Genomic DNA, 24,956 nt, shown 5'->3' with positions numbered 1-24,956 from the left:
ATCAAAGCGATCGCTGCTTTAGGATCTTTACAAGCTGGGCGAATGAATTCGCACACTATAAAAACAAAGTCCACCAACTTTTAGAGTTTTGAGTGTTGAGTTATGAGTTAAAAAAATTCTTTTAATAAATGCCTCCGGCATCTTTCTTCGCGAACAAAACGTGCTAAGGCACCGCTACGCTAAGAAAATTCAAAACTTAAGATAATTTCCTCCAGCACCTTTGGAAAGCGAACAATTCAAAACGTGCTAAGGCACCGCTACGCTAACAAAGCTCAAAACTCAAAACTATTTCAAGTGTTTCCAAATGAGCCTTACTGAAGAAATCCTCTCCCAATTGCCTGGCGATCCCCTGAGTGGTTTGCGCTGTACAGATCGCGTGTTGGCATCAATTAGAGCAGAAAATACTGCTGTTCCTACAGCGATCGCTCAAAGCGATCAGGCTTTAGAAAAGATTGATTGGGATGTTGTTATTTGTGGTGGAACCTTAGGAATTTTAATTGGCTGCACTTTGGCACAATTAGGATGGCGAGTTGCACTAATTGAAAGAGGAATATTGCGCGGTAGAGATCAAGAATGGAATATTTCGCGTCAAGAGTTAGAGGTTTTTTTAGAATTGAATCTACTCACGACAGCAGAGTTAGAAAAAGCGATCGCCACAGAATACAACCCCGCCCGTGTTAGCTTTCATCAAGGTACGGAAGTCTGGGTTCGTGATGTTTTAAATATTGGTGTCGATCCAGTTTATTTATTAGAAACGCTCAAATCAAAGTTCCTGGCAGCTGGGGGTAGATTATTTGAAGATATGCCTTTTATGAGTGCCACGGTACATCCTAATGGCGTAGCTGTCAAAACAGCAGGAAACGACGTTATTAAGACTCGCTTATTACTAGATGCAATGGGATATGGCTCCCCAATTGTTCAGCAAGCAAGACAAGGAAAACCTGATGGAGTCTGCTTAGTTGTGGGTAGTTGTGCTACTGGTTTTCCTCAAAATGACACAGGAGACTTACTCGTAACTTTTACGCCAATACAGCAGCAATGTCAGTACTTTTGGGAAGCTTTTCCGGCACGCGATGGCAGAACGACATATTTATTTACTTATATGGATACTGAACCTGGACGTCCTAGCCTAGAAGATTTGTTTGAGGATTATCTGCACTTAATGCCAGAGTACCAGAATGTAGATTTAAATCAGCTACAACTGCAAAGAGCGCTATTTGGTTTTTTTCCTTCTTATCAGCATCCGTTGCGTCTAACGTGGAATCGGATACTTCCTATTGGAGATAGTAGCAGTAGTCAATCTCCCGTTAGCTTTGGTGGATTTGGCGCTATGATCCGTCACCTTAAGCGTTTAACTTTTGGTATTCACGAAGCACTAAGTTGCGATCGCCTTTCTGTACAAGCTTTAGCACTTCTACAACCCTACCAACCTAACATCAGTGTTACGTGGTTATTTCAAAAAGCAATGAGTGTTGGTGTCGATCAACAAGTTGATTCCAATCAAATTAATCAACTTTTGTCAGCTGTGTTTCAAGAAATGAATCTCTTAGGAGACTCGGTACTAAAACCATTTTTACAAGATGTGGTTCAATTTCCTGCTTTAACTAAAACACTGTTAAAACAGGATTGGCACATCCGTTATTAGTTGCTAAGGTGATCCCTCAGGTTGGATTAAGACAATTACTTAATTGGATGATTCATTATATAAATTTAGGAATTTATACAAGTTTATTTCATTTTTTTCCTCTACATTTATGGAGTAAAAACTTACCACCAAGACCGCGTTACTACTGTCATAGATTCAGCGATGCATGGAAGTATGGTTCTGGTAGTGATTACTCAGGTTAAGGCGATCTATTCGTCTAATTTGCCTTTGCAATGGCAACGTCATGATGAGCTAATGGTTGTTCGTAATAATTAATATACCATTGAATAAATTTATACATACCCTCCTCAATTGATGTACTTGGTTTAAAACCAACATCTGCAATTAAATCCTCTACATCTGCATATGTTGCAGGTACATCTCCAGGCTGCATTGGTAAGAAGTTCTTCTGGGCTTTTCTTCCTAAAGCAGATTCAATAACTTCAATAAACGTCATTAACTCTACTGGGCTATTGTTACCAATGTTGTAAATTTTATAAGGTGCAGATGATTCTGGTTGGTCATTGTTAACCACACTATTTTCAAGTGGAGGTTTGTGCATTACTCGTACTACACCTTCAATGACATCATCAATGTAGGTAAAATCGCGCTTCATTTTACCAAAATTGTATACATCGATTGGTTTTCCTGTTGCGATCGCTTGTACGAATTTGAAATAAGCCATGTCAGGTCTACCCCAAGGACCATAAACTGTGAAAAAGCGCAGTCCAGTTGTTGGCAAATTATAAAGATGGCTATACACGTGTGCTACAAGTTCGTTAGCTTTCTTGCTAGCTGCATATAAGGAAATGGGATGGTCTACATTGTCTTTAACAGAAAAAGGAACCTTTTTATTGGCACCGTAAACTGAACTAGAGGAAGCAAATACTAAATGTTTGATGTTGCTGCGGCGACAACCTTCTAATAAATTCACAAATCCAGACAAATTACTATCGACATAAGCGAAAGGATTTTCAAGCGAATAACGCACTCCAGCTTGAGCCGCTAAATTTACTACATAATCAAACTGGATATTTTGAAATATTTCAAAAATTCCTTCACGATCAATCAAGTCAAGCAATTGAAACGAAAAATTAGGATGAGAGTTAATTTGTGACAATCTATCTTTTTTTAAGTTGACATCATAGTAATTATTTAGATTATCAATACCATAGACTTGAAAACCATCATTTAACAAACGTTGTGCTAAATGAAATCCAACAAATCCAGCAACTCCTGTAACTAATACTTTCATAGATTTGTCTCCATTTGCTAGAGGCTCTTTATTTAAACGTCAAATAAATTTATAGCTTGACTTATAGGTACACTGTTTCCTAGAGGGTAGTGAACAACACTTAAGTCACCAGAATTTAATTGTAAACGCCAGAAATCGTGAGGATTTAATCCTAATATTTGACCCAGAATACATTTAATAACGGCACTGCTAGCAATGACTAATCCGGTAACTAAGGTATTAGCTGACATAGAAGAACGTCGCGAATCAATAGTTTGTTGCCATATTAAAGGAAAATTATGTCGCGATACTTGTAGTTGGACTGTTGTTGGATGGTTTTGCAAAAGATGTGCAGTAATTTCTTGAGAGATACACAATTCACTGGTGAGGCTAAAGTCTATCGATACTTGTTTGAGAAACTCAGCTAAGTGTTGTACTTGGTTTGAGGCGATCGCATCTATAGGAAGTAGCAATAAACGTAATCCCTGCTTGCCAGCTTTTAGTTTAGGCAAAACTTCTCCTAAATGTGATGTCAAATTTAATCCTCTTAACTGTGCTGATTGGCTATTTGCCGGAAAATTCAGAATACTAATACCACAGTTTGATTGCTGAATCGTATGATACTGGGCTGGTGACAAATTGAGAGCGCTACTAATGAGGGCGCGGTTTGTACCGCCATGACTAACAACCAATATTGTCTGACCAAGATGGCGGGGCAAAATTTGCCAAAACTGTTGTGCTTGTTCGTAAAGGTTCAGGACTGGAAAGGACTGTTTTAATGCTGTTGCAACATGATGATGATAGCCTGAATTCTCGTTTGGGCTATTCATTTGAAACTCATGCGGGCGTTGTTGCCAACATTTGTATTCTGCAGCAAAGCTGTGGCGTACATACTCAAAGGTTTTTCCTTGCCATGCAGGTAGATCAATTTCTGTAAGATTGGAATTTATATTGAATTTAAGTAGAGATTTATTCTGTGGATCAATTCCTTTAATAATTTCCTGCGTCGTTTCAAGTGCGCGTTGCAATGGACTTGTATAGATAGCATCTATTGGGATTCTTTGCAGAGCAACTCCAGTTTGATAAGCTGATTGATAACCTTTTGCGGTTAACACCGACTCATCACTACGTCCTTGATATCTTCCTTGAGCGTTGAAGGTACTTTGACCATGACGCACCAAAATGACACGAGTAGAACCCAATTCTGCACTAGACTGCGAGTCCATTGAACTATCCCTATCGAGAGTTGTCAGTGCTGATGACATACAAAGCATCAGATATTATTCTTTGCAAGACAATACAGTTTTGTTCTGCTGAACTACAGCGTTTCTCACGTAAAGCACAAAAATATAACTTACAACTGTTCAAAAGTTTTGAGTTTAGAGGGAAAGAGTGGCGCTTTGGCTAGTAGCTAGTTTTGTTCGCATAAGCGTACCATAGGCAATTATTTTGAGTTTTAAATTTTCTTAACTCATAACTGTCTTAAACTTACAACTCTGCTTTTAAGGCATAATCTTCTCCTAGCACTTCATTACCGATTGCAGCTTGCATCCGATATAAAGTAGCGTAACGACCGCCGTGGCAAATTAGTTCCTGATGTGTACCAGTTTCTAAAACTTTTCCTTGTTCAATGTAAAGAATTAAGTCAGCTTGCTCAGTTGCTCTTAAGTTGTGAGAAATGATGAAAGTGGTACGTCCAGCCGTAAGTCTATCAAGTGCTTCGCTGACAGCACGTTCATTTTGATTATCTAAGCCTGTTGTCGGTTCATCAAGAATGACAATTGGTGCTTGACGGACTGCTGCACGGGCGATCGCAATTCGCTGGCGCTGTCCTCCGGATAGCGTTGAGCCACGTTCGCTTAAAATAGTGTCGTACCCTTGGGGCATTGCCATGATAAAGTCGTGAGCGTTAGCAAGTTTTGCTGCGGCTTCAATTTCCTGGTGTGTTGCGGTGAGTGAACCGTAGGAAATGTTATCGCGGACGCTGACAGCAAATAACACGCTGTCTTGTAAAACAATACTAATTTGCTGGCGCAAGGAATCGAGTTTATACTCGCGCAGATCGTGTCCGTCAATGAGAATGCGTCCTTCTAGAGGATCGTAAAGACGTAGTAGTAAACTAACTAAACTTGACTTACCCCCACCTGAGGGACCAACTAATGCTACTTGCTGTCCTGGTTTTACGGTAAAGCTGATGTTGCGGAGAACTGGCTGTTCAGGTTCATAAGCAAAAGTGACATTCTCAAACTGAACCTTACCCTGAAATGGTGGTGCAGCAATTGCCCCGCGTGTATCTCGAATGTCTGGTACAGCGTCTAATAAATCGATAATGCGTTCTCCAGAAGCTGTCGCTTTGGCAATTTGTCCGGTATATTTCGCCAAGTAACGCATGGGCTTGAAAGCTGTTTTCAGGTAGTTGATGAAAACTAATAAGTCTCCTGGAGAAATTGCTTGTGTCAACACAAGCTGAACACCTCGCCACAAAACTAAAGCAGTTGCAAGCGCTACTAAAGCTTCTACACTACGTTCTAGTGCCGCAGAGAGTCGCTGCACGCGTGCGCCATCTTTTAGACTTTTTTTGTTTTGACTAGCAAATGCACCTTCAAGAATTTTTTGCAGTGATAATGCTTGGACTACTTTAATTGCGCCGATCGCTTCTGCTGCTGTCGCTGCCATTGCGCCTTCGCGCTTGCGTTGTGTGCGGGCGACACCTTGGATACTTTTTGTTGTGCGAAATGTAGAAAAGACAAATAAGGGAAAAGCAGCGATCGCCAGTGTTGCTAATTCCCAATTTAACCAAAACATGACCCCCAGCATCCCAATGAGCGTGAGGATGTTTGTGAATAACGGTAAAGCAGCAGTTACAGTCGCTTCCCGCAATCGTTCAACATCGTAGGTCACGCGGGTAATCAGATCGCCTGATTTGATTTTGCTATGAAACGAAAGTGAAAGTCGTTGGAGATGAGTATAAAGATTCCCGCGAATCTCAGTCATGACTTGAGTTGCAGCAATTGCCATGCCCACAGTACTACAGTAAGCAGCAGCTGCACGCGCGAGTGCGATCGCCACAATTGCCCCAGTGAATATTGTCAACAGAGTGACAGGATTTAGCCCTCTCAATGCTGGTATTGGTAGCGCCTCGGTCTGAAAACCACTGACAATGATGTAGTCAAAAATGAGTTTCAGTGGCCAAGGTTCTAATAACCGAAATGCAGTTTCTGCAAGCAGTGCTAAAAATGAGGCACCAATCAGCAATTTTTGTTTGCGAATCTGGGGAGCAAATTTGCTAAAAATCCGGCTGAGACCTGGTAATGCTTCTTTAATATTTTTAGGACGACGACTCATCTCCTCAAAGGGTGTGAAGGTTTTTAGCGTGTGATGCAGTTGTCTGCACTAATTACTCACTCCTAGCTTTTGCTGGTAGCGATCGCTGATATAGCGATTCAACTTTCTTTCTAGGGGTACTATTTTTTGTACTAGCCAGTAGTTCTGTCTACCAAAACTAAAGCGACGTATGAATGGTTTTAAGAAAGCTTGGTAGCGGCGTTCTCCTAAGCGTTCGTAGCGCTTTTGAAAGTATTTATCTTCTGTAACGTCCCATTTTTCACGAAAGTGTTTGAGACTTGCCAGTTCCCAAGCATCACTCCAACGCAGCATAAAGAAGGGCATATCAGTTAACTCAAAGGGAGGTCCTGGAACATAGGTGACAATAGACTCTGGTTCGCAGTAGATTTTTCCACCTGCTTGAGCTACTGTCATACTAAAGTCAATATGCTCGCGGGTGCTTAGCAGTTTTTCATCAAGTAAGCCGGTTTTCGTAAATACCTCTGTCTGCACTAAGACACAGTGAAATTCAGCAAACTCACATTGAATCCGCTGCAACTGACCGCGGACATCATCTAGGCGACGATTGACAAAGTAGTGCTTTTCATGAACGCGACGTCTAATTTTAGTTTTGCCGTTTTTCTCTCTCTCCTGCAGTTCAATGCGGGCTTCTCCACCAGCTAAATGAACAATTCCTGCATCTGGTTGACCAATACAAACTAAAGGCGCAACAACAGCAGCTTCTGTTTCTTCTGCACACTGTACTAAACGAGTTAGCCAACCTGGAGTGACAATAACATCGTTATCGACGAAGACAGTATACTTGCTGTTCACTGCAGGAATTCCCAAGTTTCGTGCTTGGTTGGGTGAAAGATAGCGATCGCTACGGATGAGTTTAAAGTTCTTTTCCTCGGCTTGCTGTTTTAAGTAACTCTCAATGTGCGCTGGCGACCCTCCGTCAACGTAAACTAACTCAAAGGGAAATTTTGTATGAGCGTAAATGCTTTCTAAAGACTCGCGTGTATAGCTAAAACGTTCGCGTGGTACAACAACGATTGTGACTTGTGAATTCATATAATACCTCTTTTTACTAGTTAGCAAGAATTAAGCGTCAGTTTAGAACAGGAGTATTGGAAAAATAAGGAGGAAATGATCAGTATTGTTCAGATTTTTGCAATTTTGGTATTTTTTTTTACTAAAAGTCTTACTTCTAGCACCGTATACTTACGCAACACCAAGGTTAATTAAAGCTAATTCTTCAGGAGATAAAACTTGGTGGTAGACTTCTTGCCAATGCTGTTGTTCAACTGTAGGAGAGAAAGCAGCGATCGCTTTTCGCTTTGCCGCATCTCCAAGTTTATGTCGTAATTGTGGTTGAGAAGCCAAACTTCGTAATGCAATAGCCAATTCTTCGCTTGAAGCTGGATTAACAACTAAGGCATCTACTTCATCTACTAAAATTCCCCCAATTGCATCCACATTTGTGCCTACAATTGCTCTACCGCTTAGCATTGCTTCTAGCATGGCATTCGGACAACCGTCGTGTAGCGAAGGAATTGCAAAAATATCAATATGTGGTAAGTAGGCTAAAGCTTCTTTGCGCTCAACAATACCAGTAATTAAGATATTTTCGCTAATGCTACTGCTGGCAATTTCTTGTTGCCAATATTCGCACTCTTTCTCAGCAAAATCACCAACTAAGAGTAAAGTAAAATCTATTTCTTCTTTAAGTTCTACACAAGCATCAAGAAGATACTCAATTCCTTTTTTATCACGAAATCTTCCTACAGAACCAATCACAAGACCTTGTAGTTTATCAACTAAACGTGGTAAAGGAAGCTGAGTAAAATTAATTGGTTCAATCGAATTCCAAAATACTGATGATTTAGTTTGAACTGTTGGAGCAAATAATGTAGCTCGGTTATACAAATCCTGGCTCACAAAAGTTACCCAAGAAGAGTTTTCCAATACCCACACCATTTGTGCGTGTAACGTAGGATTAAAGATGTGTTTGTGTAAATCGCTTCCCCGTACACTATTGATAACAGGTATGCTGTTTTCTCTAGCAATTAATGTTGTTAAATAGCCTGTTTCATTAATAAAGAAAGCATGAAAAATATCAAATTGATACTGGTGTTGCAGTAACTTTAATTGTAAATAAATTTCACTTAAAAAATCTTGTTTTGTAGAAATAGCAGTACGAATTGCTGGTTCAATTCGATGAACTAAGATGCCATCTTGTTCAATCGTTGCACAACTTGCTCGTTTGCGGCAATCAGCGCTAACTTTACGATCTTTTGAATGAAACACTGCTACATGAACTTCATAATTTAATGCTAGTAGGAGGCGAGCTATTCGGTTTACTGACTCTCCTACTCCACCCACATCTGGGGGAAACTCTAAAGTAGTAATACAAATTCTCTTCATAACTATATTTCTCCTAAACTACGATAAGGTATTTTAATAGCTAGCAATTACGTGCTTCTTGTCCACAACTTGGTTAACAAAATTGGCAGTTTTTATGACTCCCTCTAAATCAATCTTAATTTGATTTGGTTGCTTGTTTAAACAAGTCATAATTTTTTCGGCAAAGATGTCAGGAATTAGTTCACTAGCATGAATAACATCAACAATTCCTAAGTTTTCTAACTTTTGAGATCTTAGTGCTTGTTCTTGATCGTCATTTCCAGTAAAAGGCAGAATCATTGCTCTTACTTTCGTCGTTAAAATGTTCATTGTAGTGTTGTAGCCTGCCATGCTAATCGACAAATCAGCAGCTTCCATATACTTGAGGAAATTTGAAGTATAGCGATAGATTTTAATATTTTTACAACCATCTGCCATCCTTTGAAGCTGTGTATATTTTTCTTCAGGCATAAATGGCCCCGTAAACATCAAAAATTGATGTGGTATTCTTTTTTGTAAAATAGTAGATGTTTTGACGACACAATCTAATAATTCATGACCAAATCTTCCACCACCTACTGAAACTAAAATTAAAGGTTTTTCTAAGATATCTTCTGATAATTTTATAGATAAGTTATTTGTTTTTTGAACAACATACCCTGTGTAGTAAACTTCACACTTGATATCGCTCACTCTTGAAAAACTTTCTTCTAGTTTTTGAAATTGAGAATCGCCATGAATAAGTAGCATATCAAAATACTTATTCATTAATTTACACACTTTCTCTTCATGCCGAGCTTGATCTTGCTTAGTGACAACAATATCACGCAGGCTGCAGATCACTTTTGTATTTTTTCGAGCAGCTTTTACACTTTCTAGTAAAGGAATTAACTCAAAAGAAAATCTTCTTCTTCCAAAAGGGAAAAGTTCTATTATCAAACAGTCAGGTTGAAATTGCTCAAATATATTTAAGAGTTTGAGCTTGCGATATTCTTGAATTTCTTCTAATTTTTGTGTAGTATCAACAACTTGTAGTTCTTTGAATTCACTATCAGTTTTAATGGCGGGTAAATTCACAACCTGAACATCTGCAGGTATATCAAAATCATCAACAACTTGTCCGCCATTGATGAAACAAACTTCAAAGTCTTTAGTTAATCCTCGAATAATTTCCATACTGCGAACAAGATGCCCCATACCTAAAATATGTTGGCAGTAAAACATGAGTTTTTTCATACTAAAGACACCTCTGCTTCTAATACAGGTTGTTTTGAAGAGTATTCATTTGCAAGTACAGACATAAAGATGTTTTTTAAATCTATAGTATTTTTTTCAATAGAAAAATTACTTGAAACCTGTATTCTACCTTGATTACTTAATACCTTTCTAAATTGTGGATTGTTGATAAGATTCTCTAGTTCTATTGCCAGAGTATAAGGCTCTTTTGGTGGTACAAGAATGCCATTTATTTTATGTTGTATTAATTCTACTATTCCTGATATGTTAGTAGAAATTACTGGTACTTTCATTGCCATTGCTTCTAAAAGTACATTTGGTATTCCGTCGCGATCGCCATTTTCTGTAATGTGACAAGGAAGCACAAAAATATCAGCTTGACGATACATCTCAATTAACTCATCTTGAGTCATCTTGCCAACTAGAAATATGCAATCTTCTAGCTTCAACTCAGCAATTAGTTGTTCAATTTCAGCTTGCAGAGGACCATACCCTACAATAAGGCATTGAAACTTATAGTTTCTTTCCTTGAGAAGTTTACAGGCTTGAATAAGATGAGGGAAACCCTTTTTCTCACAAAATCTACCAACACTTAAAATAGTAGGTAATGTTTTAACTATTTCTTGCTTGATATTGGGAGTAAATTTTGCTAAATCTAAACCGTGATAACTAAGATAAATAGGAGTATTACTAGTAGAGAGTTTTTGCAAAAACTGTTGGTTATACTTTGTACAAGTCAAAACAAATTTTGCTTGACTAATTCTCCGATTTAAAACTTCAGGCTTAGATAAATAGATATCTTTTGCATGAGCAGTGATACTATAGGGGATTCCACATAATTGAGCAGCTACTTCAGCAACTGCAGTAGGAATATTGATAAAGTGTGCGTGAAGATGACATATTCCTGTTTCACGAATTGCTTTTACTAAATACCCTGCTTGTAAAAAGATATTTAAGCTCTCTATTTCTGAGGTTGAGTGGTCTAAATGTAGTAATTGAAAGTAGTTTTGTAGGTTTTGTTGCATTAGCAATACATTAGCTTCTTGCAGATGCACTATATCTTGCGAAGATCGAGGAAATAAAGATGGAATGTAAGTTACATCTGCTTTAAGTGTTTGAAGTGCAGCATGATGTTTTTCATCTTGAGGTTTTCTTAAGGAGAAAATATGCAGATTTATTCCTTGACGTTCTAATTCTAGGATTTCATTCAAAATGAATGTTTCTGATAATTTAGGAAATGTTTTTAGTAGATAACCGATTTTAGGATTGTTGTTGTTAGCCATTGCGTCTCCTTAGTTAAATACTGCTTACTATCGAGTTCTTGGTTATACAGCAACATCTCTATACATTGACTAATACGAGGTAGAGCATTTAAATCTATACATGGAGGTTGATCTTCTTGAGTATTGTCAAGTTCTCTAAAAACAGATCGCATTAAAATTTCAGAAGTTAAGCTATGCGGATGAATCATTTTCACTAACCCTAGGTTAGCCATACGTTCAGCACGAATGCATTGTTCAGCAACAGGATGAATGCGCGGTACAACAATTGCTTTTTTGTTAAGTGAAATGACTTCACAAAGGGTGTTATATCCTCCCATACAAATCACTAGATTTGCTCTTTTCATGTAAACACTCAGTTGCTCTGTAAACTCACATATTTGGACATGAGAATACTGTTTTGCTATTTGATACAATGCCTGTTTATGAAATTGCGGCATTTCTGGTCCAGCAATAACTACACTTTTGATATGATGTGTTGCGGGTAGTAAAGCTAGTCCTGATAAATAAGTATTAACTAATTGATAGCCATCTTCACCACCGCCAGGAGTAACAAGTACTAGTTTTTCTTGTGGTTCAAGTGCTAATTTATGTAATATGTCGTTGGGATTTTCCTTAAAATTTTTGCGAATGTAGCCACACTGTTGAATTTTAGACGCAACAGGAGGAGGACATTTATATTCTTGGCAAAAATCAAAAACTTCTGGGGTTCCTACTACTAAAACTTTGTCGTAAAACCATTGAATTGCTGTGTAATATCCCTGCTTTTGCCACTCTTCTATAGTAACTTCAGGACAATCTAGAATATCCCGCAAAAGTAGAACAAGTTTTGTGTGAGATAAAAAGCGTTTGATGTAATCAATTGTTGGTTTTAACTCGCGGTCTAATCCATATGGTTTTTTGTCTACTAAAAATAAGTCTGGTTTAAAATTGGCAGTAGCGGCTAAAATAATATCTGTTCTTAACTTGACAGTTTCATCTACTTGTGTCCCTAGATATTTCGTTGATAAATTGCCTGAATAGCCGCGATTGATACAAGGTAATTTAATATAGTCTAACCCTGCTGGTATCCTAAAACTATGTAGCATAGGTGAGCCAGAGACAAGTAAAATTGATACATCAGGAATAGACTCTAATAAGTATTCGCAGATAGATAACATTCTCCGAATATTGCCGAGACCGAATGTATCGTGAGAATAAACCATCAGTCTCATGGTTGAGTAACCTCTGCTTTAAGCTCTCAGTGGTAGAAAATCAGCAGAATTACGGGAGATAAAAGTGTAATTCTACTCTTGTACAAGAGATTAACAATTCTTGATGAAAGAAGAATGAACAAATTATGAGAAAAATTTTATTTAATTCTAAATTAAAGATTTAGCGAGGCATTTTGACTGCTTATTGATACACTGACAGAACTATCTCTCGTTCAACAAATTAAGTATTATCCACGTAAGCGATAACCCATGCCTCGAACTGTTTCAATGAATTTATCACCTAATTTCTTACGTAAGTAGCCTACATAAACATCAACAATATTTGAGCCAGGGTCGTAGTCGTAACCCCAAACGCGATTGAGTAATTGTTCGCGACTCAAAATTTGTCCAGGATGACGCAGAAAAGTCTCAGCTAGGGTAAATTCTCTAGCTGGTAAGTCTACTAAGCGATCGCCTACCGTAGCTTGGCGCGTACGTAAGTCGAGAGTAATGTTCCCCACCCTCAATACAATCTCTTCGTTAGTTTTTGGTACGTGCTTATCCCGCAGTCGCAATCGCACCCGCGCTAGTAACTCTTCAAAGCGAAAAGGTTTAGTAACATAATCATCAGCACCGCCTTCGAGTCCAGCAACTTTATCGTTAATATCATCACGAGCGCTGAGAATAATAATAGGCAAATATTCACCTAAACCGCGTAGTTCCTCTAAAACTTGCCAACCATCTTTACCAGGAAGTCCAATATCCAACAGCAGCAGATCGAAGCGATCGCTCTGTACCATGAGAACAGTTTCATTGCCATCTTTTGCTACTGCAGTGGTAAAACCAGCTGCTTTGAGTCCTTTCTCTAGAAAAGAAGCAATTCGCGGTTCATCTTCGGCAATGAGAATATGGCTCATAAGCAGTATGTAAATACTCAGCGTGCTAATTTGATTCAGGCGTAGGAGAATCGACAGGAATAACTAATGTAAAAGTTGAGCCAACACCAGGTTGGCTAGAAAGTTCTATGTGACCATGATGAGCAGTCACGATCGCTTGAACGATTGCTAAACCTAAACCGGCTCCTTCTGAACGACGACCGTTAACTCCACGAGCAAAGCGTTTAAAGACGCGCTTTTGATCGCTGTAGGCAATTCCTTGACCTGTATCACTGACCCAAAAACGGGCTTTACCATTTCTCACAATGGAACCCAGTGCAATAACATCTTTGGTGTGTGTATGTTGTGTTGCATTCTGAGCCAAATTGACAATTGCTTGCGTGAGTCGTTGGCGGTCAGCAATAATTGAGCCACAACCTTTACTATCCAATCGCCAGTTACGTGCGGCAAGTGTTCTCGCTTTGGCGTACACTTCTTCAGTAAATGACTTGACATCCACTGTGTCTAAACATAAAAACTCAGGTTGCTCAGCCTTAGCCAGAATTAACAAATCATCCACAAAACGATTCATCCGATCAAGTTCATCAACGATCACTTCCATTGTTTCTTGCTGTTCCTGGGGATCGTCGCCAAGAAGTTCTAGATGACCGCGAATGATTGTGATTGGCGTGCGCAACTCGTGGCTTGCATCATTGATAAAATTGCGTTGACTCATAAAAGCATCCTCTAGCCGATCCATCATTTCATTAAAAGTGATCGTTAGTTCTGCTATTTCATCGCTTCCTTGCACTGGGATACGCTGCGTTAAATTAGAGTTATTGGTAATAGAAAGAGCTGTTTTTGTTAATAAACGTAAAGGAGCTAAGACTCTTCCTGCGATCGCCCAAGCGAGGATCGAGGCTGCTGTCAAAACAATAATTGTCACCTCGACAACAACTACGATCGCTTCATCAACTTCTTCGCGCTCTCCTGTTGTCATATGAGCGACAACAAAAACCCCCTGAGCATCCGCTGTACTTTCAAGAGGTTCTGCTTGATAAGTAATTCTGACGGGTTCTGCTAAATACAACAATTCTCCCAACGTTGTGTCTATTTGTCCTCGCTCTGGTTTAGTCAGCTGACCCCAGTGTTGAATTAACGGCGAGTCAGGTTTTAGCGGTTCAGGTAACGCTCTGGGACTATGTTTGTACAAACGACCATTGAACAGTGTTAACAAAAACTCATCGTCGTCAGGAATATTACGCGTTACAAATAAATCAAAAAGATCAGTAACCTCATGACTTTCAAAAGGCTTGTTGGTCTTTGGATTAACACTCTTAACTAATTGACGAAACTCCTGTACTTCTTGCGACAGCGATCGCTCAACTCGTTCTTGAACCCGCGTAAACAACTCTTGGCGAATTGCAAAAATGGATACCAGAGAAGAGGTAGCCATCAAAACAATATACCAAGCTAAAATGCGTGTTCTAGCACTGAGTAAAAATCTATGCCATTTGCGAGCTTGTTTGAGTTGCATCACATTTGATTCAGCTTTGAGTTGCGACCTAATTAACTGAACTTCTGCATAAACTTTCTACCTTCAACTAAAGTGTGTTTGTAGCTTAGAATCAATTGTAAGATTTACATTACCGCTAAAATTTAATGGAAGATTAAAACAAGCTTGATTTTTCAGTATACTACTCAAAAGTTATGTACTGCTTGTTACTAGTTAACAATTAGCGAGCGGCGTTCCCTGAACAAGTAGCCAACAAAATCCTTATGGATTTCCCTCCTGCCCGTCAGTATTTTTACCAAGAGACTCATCAACCAGATGAGCAAATTGACTTGGCAAAAGCCGCACTCTATATCGCTCAAGAAGAATACCCGCACCTTGATATTGAAGAATACCTGAATGCACTCGATACTATGGCAGCAGAAGTACGAGAACAGCTGCCTAGCGAAAGGTATCCGCTGCGGATTGTTCAGACTGTCAATCATTACTTGTATGATGATTTGGGATTTACTGGTAATACAAGTAACTATTACGACCCTCGCAACAGTTTTTTCAATGATGTTATTGAACGACGGACAGGAATTCCAATTACACTTTCTTTAATTTACTTAGAAGTGACTAAACGCATTGATTTTCCTATGTTGGGTATTGGTATGCCAGGACATTTCCTGATTCGTCCTAATGTTCAACAAATGGAAATCTTTGTCGATCCGTTCAATTGTGGCGAAATCTTGTTTCCTGAAGATTGTCAAGATAAACTCAGTCAAATGTATGGTCAACCGGTGACGCTGCAAAGTTCCTTTTTAGAAGCTGTCAGCCGACGACAGTTTTTAGCACGTATGTTGACAAATCTTAAGTTTGCTCATCTTCAAAAAGAGCAATTAACAAAAGCACTCGCAGCAGTAGAGAGAATATTACTATTGTTTCCTGAGCTACCAACAGAATTACGCGATCGCGGTTTAATTCGCTATCAACTGGGTTACTGGAGTGCAGCAGTTAGTGACTTACAAGCCTATCTAGAAAAAGTTCCTTATGCCTCTGATGCCACTGTCATTCGCCGCCTCTTGAATCAACTGGGCAGCAATTTCTAGCCAGTTTTGAATTTTGAGTTTTGAGTTTTGAATGAAAAGAATTTTCTTAACTCAACACTTCACGACTCTCTCAACCCTCAAAACTCTCTTAACTCTACTTCTTCTCAATTTGCTCTGCCAAGCGCTTCAAGCGATGTAACTGAGCTTGCATATCTTTTTGTGTTAAAGCAAAAGCAAACGTGTTAAAGCCCCAGCGAACAACAGTATTTGGAATTTCAAACTCAAAGTGATTGACGAGATGCGTCCCTTGCTGCCTTGGTTGACATTCCCAGCGATCGCATCCGTGGAAGAAACCTTGAAATTGCCACACCACTAACCCAGGCGATCGCTCAATCACAACATTATCAAGCGTCGGTTTGAGTAGCGGAATTTGAATCACAAATCGACTGCGGCTTCCCACATTTGTACTCCAATCACCCACTGGTTCGCAACGCAATAGAGGATTTAACCAGCGATGCATCAGCGTTCGCTCTGTGATACAACGATCTACTACAGTAGGACTCGCATCGATATCAATTGATTGCTCTAAAACTTGACTAAAAGACATATGCCTCAGTGGGTAGCAACAAATGTAGCGTTAAGGCTGGTGATTGGTCATTGGTCATTCAAATAGAATTAGCCGTTAGTGGTTAGCGGTTAGCGTCTGTGTAGCTAAATGCTAATTGCCAAGTGCTAAAAACTTTTCTATGACCTGTTACCCATTACCTATGTCCCAACTCAAGGGAAGATCAAGCGAAAACAATAAATTTTTAGAGATAGTTACCCATAGGGGTAGATGCCAAACAGAAGATTCGCGATCAATCTGAATATTGACGTAATATTCTATTTTATTGGGTAATTTACTTACCAACACACGCAAATAAACCAACTCAACTGTAGGATTATTCACAGGAATAACCGCATCTGCTAAAAATACTCGTGTCTCTCCTCACACTTGACGTTTACTCTAAAAAACCATGAATGGAACTTGGCAAGGCATAGCAACGATGATGAAAGTGCCAATTCTAGACTATCAACTACTGGCACAATTTCAACAAGCTCCAGGAGGACAACCACTACAGCAAACAGGGCAAGCAGTACAAGAGACTGTGGGCGTCACAACTGGCTTACTAGCAGGCTTAGTTGCCTTTCTACCTAGCTTACTAGCAGCACTGTTAGTTTTGATCGTCGGCTGGATTATTGCAGCGATCGCTAAATCGCTCACAAAAAGTCTCCTCAGCCGCACCAATATAGATAACCGCATTGCTGGAGGTCTTGTTGGGCGTGGTGACTCTGGAGATCTACCGCGAGTCGAAAACTTAATCGCCAACATCGTCTTTTGGATTATTATCCTCTTTACTGCGATCGCAGTTTTACAAGCATTAAATCTGCAAGCAGTATCACAGCCACTCAATAACTTCCTCAATCTCGTTCTTGGCTTTATTCCTCGGTTAATAGGAGCATTGCTGCTGTTTGGTGTTGCATGGCTAATTGCAACGCTCGTAAAAATAATTACAACTCGAGGACTACAAGCAGTACGACTAGATGAACGTTTAGACCAGCGCGCGCCCGACGAAACCCGCGAACCAAATCAAATGTCGCTGAGCGAAACGATTGGTAATGCGCTTTACTGGTTTATCTTTTTACTGTTTCTCATTCCGGTTCTCGATACATTAGGGTTGCAGCAAGCATTGCTCCCAGTACAGAACTTGGTGAATGAGATTCTGTTAATTTTACCAAATATCTTGGCAGCAGTTTTAATTGCCGCTGCAGGTTGGTTACTTGCTACAGTTGTCCGCCGAATTGTCACCAATTTACTGGCATCAACCGGAGTTGATCAGATGGGAGAACGGTTCGGTTTAGGTAGAACTCGAACCAGTACATCAACACAATCGCTCTCAGGCATTATTGGCACAATTGTCTATGTGCTGATTTTGATTCCCGTAGCAATTGCAGCATTAAATGCCCTGCGAATTAATGCGATTTCTGTGCCGGCGATCGCTATGCTACAGCAAATCCTCAACGCGCTACCCGCGATCTTCACCGCTGCGTTGATTCTCATTTTGGGTTATTTCTTGGGGCGCTTTGTTGCAGATCTTGTGACCAACATTCTCTCCAGCTTGGGCTTTGATAACATTTTCTCCATAATTGGGTTGTCTGGCTTACAAAGACGTCGTACTCCTACTGATGTCAGAAGAACCGAAGAAGTCTTTGTCATCCCAGCGCCTGGTAGTGACCAAGAAACTGTATTACAGCCTGAACGCACTACTGCTGAAAACGCTGCAGCTGCAATTACAACACGCACGCCATCAGAAGCTGTCGGAATTATTACCTTAGTAGGGATTATGCTGTTTGCGACTGTAGCAGCAGTCAATATCCTCAATATTCCAGCACTGACACTTCTTGTCAGCGGTTTAATTGTCATCTTCGGACGAATTTTGGCTGGCTTGATTGTATTTGCTATCGGGCTATTCTTAGCAAATCTGGCTTACAGCTTGATTGTGAGTTCCTCTAGCAATCGTCAAGCACAATTACTAGGTCAAGTAGCACGCATTGCAATCATTGCGTTTGTTTCAGCTTTGGCATTGCAACAAATCGGAATTGCCACTGAAATTGTTAACTTAGCGTTTGGACTACTTTTAGGTGCTGTCGCTGTCGCCGTCGCGATCGCCTTTGGTTTGGGTGGTCGCGATATTGCCGCGCAACAAGTGCGTAACGTCTTAAGTTCATTTCAAGAACAACGCAATCAACCACCGCGTTAGTAGAAGAGAGTAGGGGGAGACTACAAGTTTTGAGTCGTGAAGTGTTGAGTTATGAGTTGAACAGAGTTGAGAAAAATCTTTAATTCAAAACTCTTTTAATTCAAAATTCAAAACTCATAACTCAAAACTAATCACTCACCCCTCGCCCCTAACTTACTACGCAGTTCATCTTTGATGCGACTAATAATGGAGGTTTCATCCAGTGAAGCCAAGATGCTTTGGACAACTGCTTTAGGACCTTCCGGACCCCAAGTCGCGCCGTTGGCTAAGTAAGTCTTGGTGACTTGTCCAATTCCATAAGAAGATACCCCAGCAACTCCTGCTTGCGTGAGCGCCACAGAAACATAAGGACTTAAAGCAAGACCACCAGTTGCACTCGCAGATAAACCAAGTAAAGATTTCAGCGAACTGAGTCCTAAGTTTGCCAAAAGTTCACTAATACTAATTCCACCCATACTGATGGCGATTTTTTGTAACAGCCCAGCAGCACCAGTTTGAGTCATAGGAATATCATAAAGTTTAGATAAACTCAAAATTAAAGCAATGTCTATAACTGCACCACTCACAAGGTCAACAACGGTGAGTGGATTGAGGGCGATCGCTGTTGCTTTAGTCATCACTGCCCGCCAAATGAGTTCGTTTGCACTGCGATCGCGCTCTTCGAGCTTGCGCTGGACGAGTTGCTCGTTAATATTGTCAGCATAAAGCATACTGTTGAGTGCAACCAAAGCCTTACCTTCTCGATGCATAATTTCTAAGATTTTCAGCTTGAGTTCCTCAACTTGGGGGGTGCTTGCACGTAACTGCACGCCGCGCGTTCCATCAGGGCGTTGCACCGCTGTTCTTACCAACGGAGAAGCCGCCGCCATCACAATTTCATCCGGTGAGAGTAACTCGCGTACGCGATCGTCACGAATTTTGTGATAAATCGCCATGCGATCTGCTTGAGGATATTGATCTATTTTGTTGAAGACAAGCAAAATTGGTTTACCAGCTTCCCTTAGTTGCGACAAAGCCCCATGTTCTACCTGAGTTATGTCTCCAGCAACAGCAAATAAAATTAAATCAGCTTGTGCAGCAATTTTTCTTGCTAACTCAGCACGAGTTTCACCATCAACCTCATCCAAACCTGGAGTATCAATGAGTTCAATTTGAGAAGCCCCAGCACCCGTAAGCGTTGCTTTTTGATAGCGATCGCCATTGATACTTTCTTCACTAATGCTCCAAGCTACACGCGATGCAGTGCGTGTCACGCCGTGCAGTGGACCAGTTTCAAATACTTGTTGTCCCACTAAAGCATTGAGTAAAGAGGACTTCCCGCGACCTACCATACCAAAGGCAGCAATTTGTAACACTCGACGCTCTAAGTTACCGAGCATCGTTTCTAATTGTTGAATCTCCGCTTCTAAACCACGACGTTCTTGAGAAGTCAAATCGAGTTTAGTGACTAAATTGTGCAAAGTATCTTTTGCTTGTTGATAGTTCAACTCTGCTTGAATCTCAGCAACACTCGAAATTGCCTGATCTAAATCTGCATCATCCCAAGCATCCAATAGAGAAGAATTGCTTTCTCCAAAAGATTCTGATGGCATTTGATCGCGCTGCGATCGCTGCTCTATATTTGAAGGGAACTTGTTTTGATCAGAACTCGGGTCAGGCAATGCAAAAGTCAATTGTCTTACCTCCTGGTATTAGCATTGAATTGGCGGTGCTTACGAGATGACACATAGCAGGGGTTAGAAGTCAGTCAGGGTTCAGGGTTAAAACAGTGGTTAGCCATTACCTTGACCGTAGTTTGAGTAATGATTCTGAGTCTCCATCATGTCCTAATGATATTAATCATTGCTATATAAATTTAAATAGGCGATCGCATCATCTCGATCCTAATCATGTTTTCAGGACAAAAGGTGTTCGGTTCTCTCACCAAAAAGCTATTGACATCTGAAACAATATACATTGTCAGAAATGCAAATTTATGTCTTTGTACTTTTGTTTTGAGTAGTAGTCTCTGGTCACAATGAAAAGTTAATTATCTGATTATTCAAGCTGTCAAGATTGGGAAAAGAAGGATTGTGAGTCGTAAGCGTTTACCTGAAACCACTGCCCATGTTAGGATTACGCGACAGTCCTGGCAGCATGGCTTGTTAGAAGGAGAAGTAAGAGCTGGAGATTTTGAATGGCAGTTTCAATGGTGTTTTCGGCGTGGCGAACTGTCTGTCAAACCTTCTCAAGGTCGTGCTCTCATCAAAGAACCACTAGGACGCTTTTTAGAACAGAAAGATTATCAACTCGAACCAGGAGGAGACTACGCTTTTACTATCCGTGCAGAACTTTAAAAGGGGTGAGTTTTGAATTAAAAGAGTTTTCTTAAACTCAAAATTCAAAACTCTTATTGTGCTAGTCGATTGAGATATCGTTCAATGAGCAGAATGGCAACAATATCATCAATCGGTTTTGGTGGTTGGCGTAAACCGCGCGGTAAGAGTTGTTGCAGTCCTTGAGGGGGAAACATTTGCCAGTAGCGATCGCGTGCTTCCAAACTCGTATATCTTTCATCAACCATGACAATCGATGGCGATTCAGATAGTTCTGTTACTAATTTTTGCTTCCAGTTTTTAGCAGTTGTTTGATCTCCAATGACAACCAGAGAAATAGGGAATTGTTGGCGGAGTTGTTCGATAGCTGCGATCGCCTCTGTTGCTAAGACAACTTGGTGACAATACAGTGTTCGATCTAGCCCCATCACTGCTATTCCACACTTATCTCGTCCTGGATCAAACCCCAAAATTGTTGGCTGCATTGACAAACCTTTTTATGAGAAGTCACGGATCAGAGGGTAGGCGGGGAAAATAGCAATTAGATTTCTCTTTTACACTCCCACTAGCCACTCACCCCTTAATCAAGTACGGAACACAACTTGCCCATTTTGCATTGCTAATAATTCCACCTTCAAAGGTCCCGACGTGTAAGTGACTTCTGCGGCTACTGCTTGAATTTCTACGGGTTGATTGTATTGCTTCAACTGGTCGATAAAACCAATCAGTGTTTCAATCCGATTGTCTCCTATTTGGATTGTATCGCCTAAAATACCTGCTCGTTGTGCCCGAAAATTAGAAGCTCCTAAGAGAAGTTCTACTCTTTGCCTCAATTCTGTGTCAGACATAGTAGCGGGATTCGCAGAAATAGCAGCTAAGACATCACCAGGGCGAAAAACAACTTGGTTTTGTGCCGCATCTGCAATAACTTGAACTGATCTTTCTCCTAAGACATAGTTGCCTGCTGACACGATCCGAATAACATAGTCATGACCATCATCAATCTGCTTAATCAATTGATCGACTTGTGCAGAAGAGATGTTTACTATTTGCTCATTTTGCTCAATGCCTGGCTGAGTGAATCTCACCGCAGTTTTATTTGCTTCTACAAGCAGTTGATCGACTGCTTGACGAGCAGCTTTAGGATCGACAATTCGCACCACGCCACCAGATAAAACTTGTCCTCTGAACAAAGCAACATTTCCCCGTCGCAATACTTGTAAATTTCTTTCTAAGTTTTGTGCTTCCTGTTCTAGATAGTTTTGCTGAGTTTCTAATTGTTTGAGACGACTTTCTCGTTGGGCAATAACTTGATCCCGTTGTGTAATACTTTCATCTAACTTAGCAATTTCTTGATCCCGCTTAGTGATTTGCGCTCTTAGCTGATCTCGCTGCTCGGTTAACTGCTGTAATTCTGTTTGTACTTGTTGAATTTCTGCACGCAATTCTTTGGCTCGTTGAGAAACCGTTCTCAATCTTGTTTGTGCTTGTTGAAACTGAGTAGAAATCTGAGTTAGTTGTTCTTGTGTTTGATTCAGTTGTGCTTGCGTCTGTGCTTGTCTTGCTTGTGTGCGATTCAGTTGTGTTTGTGTCTGTGCTTGCTGTGTCCGCGCTGCTTGTAATGATTCATTGATTGTTTCTAAACGTTGCTGTGCTTCTGCTTCTCTTCTCTGGGCTTCTCGTTGTTCTGCTTTTTGTTCTGCTCTTGCTTGGATTAATTCTTGTTGAACTTGTGTTTTTTCTTCAGTTGTTGCTTCAAGTTGTTGACGAGTTGTTTCTAACTGTTGGCGTCTATCTCGCAGTTCACTTTGAATTTCTTCAAGTTCAAAGACTCCAGTGCGCAAACGTTCATCTGCAGCAAATAAAATTGCCAAAGTAGAAGCAGAAATAATACTTCCAGTCAAAATGGTGATGACTACAGCAGTGTTGCGGGGGCGAAGATTGAATAAGCTTAAACGCGCTTTACCAACTCGCGTACCTAGGCGATCGCCCACCGTTGCAATTACGCCTCCTAAAATTAAAATTGATGCAATTAAGATGTATCCGGTGGTCATTTTTAGCTTTTCATTACCCCTCCAGATACAGCCTACTACCTTTTAGGAGAAAGTTAAGGTCAGCAAAGAATTTTAGAGATGGGAAGAACTAGTGATTAGTAACTAGCAACTAGTAACTAATCACTCACTATCTCGCTCGCTCAACTAAATTGTTGACTCAACGCCACTGGATTGTGCACTGTAATTTTTTTCTTGTGAATTGAGATCATATTCTCTTGACGCAAGTCTCCTAGTAGTCTTGTGACAGTTACGCGAGTCGAACCGATGGCTTCTGCGATCGCCTGATGCGACAACTTCAAGTCAATTGTGATGCCATCTGCATTGGGAACACCAAAGTCACGGCACAAAATGAGTAAAAAGCTGACCAACCGAGATCCCATATCGCGGTGCGCTAAAGTTTCAATCATCATTTCTGTCTGTAAAATCCGCGAAGATAAGCCTCGCAGCATCAACATAGATAACTCAGGATTATCTTTTAAAGATTGTTCTACTTGCTCTATTGGTGCTGATAACAACTCTACAGGCGTAAAAGCCACAGCATGATAAAACCGATCAGAGCGGTTTCCTGTTAGCAGCGACAATACCCCAAAAACACTGTTTTCGCGAAGCAGCGCCACAGTGATTTCCTCTCCAGCCTCATAAACCCGCGAAAGCTTCACTGCACCCTTGATGAGAAAATACACTCTTTCTGCTGGATCGCCAGGAAAAAATATAGTTTTACCTCTCTCGAAGGTTTCTACAACTGGTGGAAATGAACCAGCTCCCACCTGACGAAATACAGCTGCTAGCGGTCTATCTTGCGTCACGACCATATATCCTTGCCCTTACCGATGCTCGAAAGCCTACACCAATTCAACATTCCACACCAGCTTTTAGACCTTAAATCACTTAAGCCGACTTGCATTCGGGGTTTTGTATTCTACTTTACATAAAGTTTAAAATTACAAATTCCTTGCCCTTAAATCAAGACTTTAATATAAATTTACTTAGTATTCGTCTGTTCATTAGTAGCTAGCATAACTTGTCAAGACCTTAAATGAGAAAATTAAGAAAGCAGAGTTATGAGAGTTACTCGTTAAGAGTGTTGAGTTAAGAATATTACAAATGCCTTTCAATAACTCATAACTAGCCACTAGTTATTCGCTCCTTGTGCCTAATTCCAGTATCCTCAAGAAGGTTGCATAAGTTAACTACCATGCTCGATTTAACTGGAAAAAATGCCTTAGTGACTGGCATTGCTAACAATCGCTCGATCGCCTGGGGAATTGCCCAACAACTACACAAAGCAGGAGCCAACATTGGGGTAAGCTACCTTCCTGATGAGAAGGGAAAGATGGAAAAAAAAGTTGCAGAACTTGTAGAACCACTCAATCCCAGTTTATTTGTTCCCTGTGATGTTCAAAATGAGACACAAATTGAGTCTACCTTTGCCGCAATTCAAGAAAAATGGAGCAAACTCGATATCCTAATTCATTGTCTTGCTTTTGCTAACAAAGAAGATTTAAGTGGTGAATTTAGTCATACCTCACGCTCTGGTTTTGCCAAGGCTCTAGAGATTAGCACTTATTCGCTCATTCAGTTAAGTGGAGCCGCAAAACCTTTGATGACAGAAGGCGGAAGTATTGTGACATTGACATATTTAGGCGGCGATCGCGTTGTACCAAACTATAACGTCATGGGAATTGCCAAAGCCGGATTAGAAATGAGTGTCCGCTATTTAGCCTCAGAACTCGGTTCGCAAAATGTTCGTGTCAATGCCATTTCAGCAGGACCAATCCGCACGCTTGCCTCTTCAGCAGTTGGTGGTATTTTGGATATGATTCATCACGTTGAAGAAGTTGCTCCTTTGCGGCGTACTGTTACCCAAACTGAAGTTGGTAATGCAGCAGCTTTTTTGTGTAGCGATCTCGCTAGCGGTATCACTGGTCAAATTTTGTATGTCGATGCTGGCTATCAAATTATGGGAATGTAGTTAATTTGACGCTATAGACGCAGGCATCCTGCCTGCAAGCACAATGTGTAGCATGGTAATAGAATTTTTCTAGTAGT

The 24,956-nt window shown here is 40.4% G+C and carries 20 protein-coding genes and 1 pseudogene; 5 read left to right on the top strand and 16 right to left on the bottom strand.

The genetic code is table 11. The features are described from left to right. Positions 1-304: 304 nt before the first annotated feature. Positions 305-1,848 (top strand): annotated as a pseudogene (locus CSQ79_RS05880) (FAD-dependent oxidoreductase). Positions 1,849-1,862: 14 nt separating this feature from the next. Here CSQ79_RS05880 and CSQ79_RS05875 read toward each other — a convergent pair. The 10 genes from CSQ79_RS05875 to CSQ79_RS05830 all read right to left on the bottom strand — a co-directional run bounded on the left by CSQ79_RS05875 (position 1,863) and on the right by CSQ79_RS05830 (position 14,730). Further along, positions 1,863-2,900: an NAD-dependent epimerase gene (locus CSQ79_RS05875; protein ID WP_099700240.1), complete on the bottom strand. Its 1,038-nt coding sequence runs from the start codon at positions 2,898-2,900 to the stop codon at positions 1,863-1,865. A gap of 32 nt (positions 2,901-2,932) precedes the next feature. Further along, positions 2,933-4,105, bottom strand: coding sequence for a histidine phosphatase family protein (locus CSQ79_RS05870; RefSeq protein WP_289500638.1), 1,173 nt, complete (start codon positions 4,103-4,105; stop codon positions 2,933-2,935). 262 nt (positions 4,106-4,367) lie between these two features. Continuing rightward, positions 4,368-6,224 carry an ABC transporter ATP-binding protein gene (locus CSQ79_RS05865; protein ID WP_099700238.1) on the bottom strand — a complete coding sequence of 619 codons (1,857 nt, stop codon included), beginning with the start codon at positions 6,222-6,224 and terminating at the stop codon, positions 4,368-4,370. Positions 6,225-6,272: 48 nt separating this feature from the next. Next, the gene (locus CSQ79_RS05860; RefSeq protein ID WP_099700237.1) at positions 6,273-7,277 is read right to left on the bottom strand and encodes a glycosyltransferase family 2 protein; all 1,005 of its coding nucleotides are present in this window, start codon (positions 7,275-7,277) and stop codon (positions 6,273-6,275) included. A 150-nt stretch (positions 7,278-7,427) separates the two neighbouring features. Next, entirely contained in the window at positions 7,428-8,630 is a 1,203-nt protein-coding gene (locus tag CSQ79_RS05855) for a glycosyltransferase (RefSeq protein WP_289500636.1), read from the bottom strand. A 33-nt stretch (positions 8,631-8,663) separates the two neighbouring features. Next, entirely contained in the window at positions 8,664-9,845 is a 1,182-nt protein-coding gene (locus tag CSQ79_RS05850; protein ID WP_099700235.1) for a glycosyltransferase family protein, read from the bottom strand. Further along, positions 9,842-11,128, bottom strand: coding sequence for a glycosyltransferase (locus tag CSQ79_RS05845; protein WP_099700234.1), 1,287 nt, complete (start codon positions 11,126-11,128; stop codon positions 9,842-9,844). The genes CSQ79_RS05850 and CSQ79_RS05845 overlap by 4 nt, the downstream gene beginning before the upstream one ends. Then, positions 11,089-12,330 carry a glycosyltransferase family protein gene (locus CSQ79_RS05840; RefSeq protein ID WP_099700233.1) on the bottom strand — a complete coding sequence of 414 codons (1,242 nt, stop codon included), beginning with the start codon at positions 12,328-12,330 and terminating at the stop codon, positions 11,089-11,091. The genes CSQ79_RS05845 and CSQ79_RS05840 overlap by 40 nt, the downstream gene beginning before the upstream one ends. Positions 12,331-12,566: 236 nt before the next feature. Next, a complete protein-coding gene (locus tag CSQ79_RS05835; RefSeq protein WP_099700232.1) occupies positions 12,567-13,235 on the bottom strand; it encodes a response regulator transcription factor in 669 nt (222 codons plus the stop codon). A 25-nt stretch (positions 13,236-13,260) separates the two neighbouring features. Further along, positions 13,261-14,730: a sensor histidine kinase gene (locus tag CSQ79_RS05830; RefSeq protein WP_099700231.1), complete on the bottom strand. Its 1,470-nt coding sequence runs from the start codon at positions 14,728-14,730 to the stop codon at positions 13,261-13,263. Positions 14,731-14,972: 242 nt separating this feature from the next. Between CSQ79_RS05830 and CSQ79_RS05825 the strand changes: the two genes are divergently transcribed. Next, positions 14,973-15,797, top strand: a complete 825-nt coding sequence (locus tag CSQ79_RS05825; protein ID WP_099700230.1) for a SirB1 family protein — start codon at positions 14,973-14,975, stop codon at positions 15,795-15,797. Between the two features lie 94 nt (positions 15,798-15,891). Here the strand turns inward: CSQ79_RS05825 and CSQ79_RS05820 are convergent, their stop codons facing one another. Together CSQ79_RS05820 and CSQ79_RS27455 are read right to left on the bottom strand one after the other, a co-directional pair. Further along, entirely contained in the window at positions 15,892-16,344 is a 453-nt protein-coding gene (locus tag CSQ79_RS05820) for an SRPBCC family protein (RefSeq protein ID WP_099700229.1), read from the bottom strand. A gap of 147 nt (positions 16,345-16,491) precedes the next feature. Then, on the bottom strand, positions 16,492-16,686 hold the full coding sequence (locus CSQ79_RS27455; RefSeq protein WP_289500631.1) for a hypothetical protein: 195 nt from the start codon (positions 16,684-16,686) through the stop codon (positions 16,492-16,494). Positions 16,687-16,753: 67 nt separating this feature from the next. Here CSQ79_RS27455 and CSQ79_RS05815 point away from each other — a divergent pair, with 67 nt between their 5' ends. After that, positions 16,754-18,538, top strand: a complete 1,785-nt coding sequence (locus CSQ79_RS05815; protein WP_099700228.1) for a mechanosensitive ion channel — start codon at positions 16,754-16,756, stop codon at positions 18,536-18,538. A 131-nt stretch (positions 18,539-18,669) separates the two neighbouring features. Here the strand turns inward: CSQ79_RS05815 and CSQ79_RS05810 are convergent, their stop codons facing one another. Then, the gene (locus CSQ79_RS05810) at positions 18,670-20,130 is read right to left on the bottom strand and encodes a GTP-binding protein (RefSeq protein WP_099700227.1); all 1,461 of its coding nucleotides are present in this window, start codon (positions 20,128-20,130) and stop codon (positions 18,670-18,672) included. Positions 20,131-20,610: 480 nt separating this feature from the next. Here CSQ79_RS05810 and CSQ79_RS05805 point away from each other — a divergent pair, with 480 nt between their 5' ends. Continuing rightward, positions 20,611-20,874: a DUF3146 family protein gene (locus tag CSQ79_RS05805; protein ID WP_099700226.1), complete on the top strand. Its 264-nt coding sequence runs from the start codon at positions 20,611-20,613 to the stop codon at positions 20,872-20,874. A gap of 53 nt (positions 20,875-20,927) precedes the next feature. Here the strand turns inward: CSQ79_RS05805 and CSQ79_RS05800 are convergent, their stop codons facing one another. The 3 genes from CSQ79_RS05800 to ntcA form a co-directional block, all read right to left on the bottom strand. Continuing rightward, positions 20,928-21,338: a pre-16S rRNA-processing nuclease YqgF gene (locus CSQ79_RS05800; protein ID WP_099700225.1), complete on the bottom strand. Its 411-nt coding sequence runs from the start codon at positions 21,336-21,338 to the stop codon at positions 20,928-20,930. A 99-nt stretch (positions 21,339-21,437) separates the two neighbouring features. After that, positions 21,438-22,907: a DUF3084 family protein gene (locus CSQ79_RS05795; RefSeq protein ID WP_099700224.1), complete on the bottom strand. Its 1,470-nt coding sequence runs from the start codon at positions 22,905-22,907 to the stop codon at positions 21,438-21,440. Between the two features lie 140 nt (positions 22,908-23,047). Continuing rightward, positions 23,048-23,719: a global nitrogen regulator NtcA gene (gene ntcA, locus CSQ79_RS05790; RefSeq protein ID WP_015188606.1), complete on the bottom strand. Its 672-nt coding sequence runs from the start codon at positions 23,717-23,719 to the stop codon at positions 23,048-23,050. A 383-nt stretch (positions 23,720-24,102) separates the two neighbouring features. Here ntcA and fabI point away from each other — a divergent pair, with 383 nt between their 5' ends. Further along, on the top strand, positions 24,103-24,879 hold the full coding sequence (gene fabI / locus CSQ79_RS05785; RefSeq protein WP_099700223.1) for an enoyl-ACP reductase FabI: 777 nt from the start codon (positions 24,103-24,105) through the stop codon (positions 24,877-24,879). Positions 24,880-24,956: the final 77 nt, after the last annotated feature.

Source organism: Gloeocapsopsis sp. IPPAS B-1203 (assembly GCF_002749975.1).
Taxonomy (GTDB): Bacteria; Cyanobacteriota; Cyanobacteriia; order Cyanobacteriales; family Chroococcidiopsidaceae; genus Gloeocapsopsis.
The sequence above is the reverse complement of the archived record's forward strand: the minus strand, read 5'-3'. Positions and strand labels throughout refer to the sequence as shown.

What these genes read in the sequence shown, in the direction of transcription:
- ntcA (WP_015188606.1), bottom strand. Translation starts at nt 23,719, where the DNA reads ATGGTCGTGACGCAAGATAGACCGCTAGCAGCTGTATTTCGTCAGGTG.
- CSQ79_RS05795 (WP_099700224.1), bottom strand. Translation starts at nt 22,907, where the DNA reads ATGACCACCGGATACATCTTAATTGCATCAATTTTAATTTTAGGAGGC.
- CSQ79_RS05875 (WP_099700240.1), bottom strand. Translation starts at nt 2,900, where the DNA reads ATGAAAGTATTAGTTACAGGAGTTGCTGGATTTGTTGGATTTCATTTA.
- CSQ79_RS05855 (WP_289500636.1), bottom strand. Translation starts at nt 8,630, where the DNA reads ATGAAGAGAATTTGTATTACTACTTTAGAGTTTCCCCCAGATGTGGGT.
- CSQ79_RS05835 (WP_099700232.1), bottom strand. Translation starts at nt 13,235, where the DNA reads ATGAGCCATATTCTCATTGCCGAAGATGAACCGCGAATTGCTTCTTTT.
- CSQ79_RS05815 (WP_099700228.1), top strand. Translation starts at nt 16,754, where the DNA reads ATGAATGGAACTTGGCAAGGCATAGCAACGATGATGAAAGTGCCAATT.
- CSQ79_RS05840 (WP_099700233.1), bottom strand. Translation starts at nt 12,330, where the DNA reads ATGGTTTATTCTCACGATACATTCGGTCTCGGCAATATTCGGAGAATG.
- CSQ79_RS05860 (WP_099700237.1), bottom strand. Translation starts at nt 7,277, where the DNA reads ATGAATTCACAAGTCACAATCGTTGTTGTACCACGCGAACGTTTTAGC.
- fabI (WP_099700223.1), top strand. Translation starts at nt 24,103, where the DNA reads ATGCTCGATTTAACTGGAAAAAATGCCTTAGTGACTGGCATTGCTAAC.
- CSQ79_RS05830 (WP_099700231.1), bottom strand. Translation starts at nt 14,730, where the DNA reads ATGCAACTCAAACAAGCTCGCAAATGGCATAGATTTTTACTCAGTGCT.
- CSQ79_RS05825 (WP_099700230.1), top strand. Translation starts at nt 14,973, where the DNA reads ATGGATTTCCCTCCTGCCCGTCAGTATTTTTACCAAGAGACTCATCAA.
- CSQ79_RS05850 (WP_099700235.1), bottom strand. Translation starts at nt 9,845, where the DNA reads ATGAAAAAACTCATGTTTTACTGCCAACATATTTTAGGTATGGGGCAT.
- CSQ79_RS05865 (WP_099700238.1), bottom strand. Translation starts at nt 6,224, where the DNA reads ATGAGTCGTCGTCCTAAAAATATTAAAGAAGCATTACCAGGTCTCAGC.
- CSQ79_RS05845 (WP_099700234.1), bottom strand. Translation starts at nt 11,128, where the DNA reads ATGGCTAACAACAACAATCCTAAAATCGGTTATCTACTAAAAACATTT.
- CSQ79_RS05800 (WP_099700225.1), bottom strand. Translation starts at nt 21,338, where the DNA reads ATGCAGCCAACAATTTTGGGGTTTGATCCAGGACGAGATAAGTGTGGA.
- CSQ79_RS05810 (WP_099700227.1), bottom strand. Translation starts at nt 20,130, where the DNA reads ATGCCATCAGAATCTTTTGGAGAAAGCAATTCTTCTCTATTGGATGCT.
- CSQ79_RS05870 (WP_289500638.1), bottom strand. Translation starts at nt 4,105, where the DNA reads ATGGACTCGCAGTCTAGTGCAGAATTGGGTTCTACTCGTGTCATTTTG.
- CSQ79_RS05820 (WP_099700229.1), bottom strand. Translation starts at nt 16,344, where the DNA reads ATGTCTTTTAGTCAAGTTTTAGAGCAATCAATTGATATCGATGCGAGT.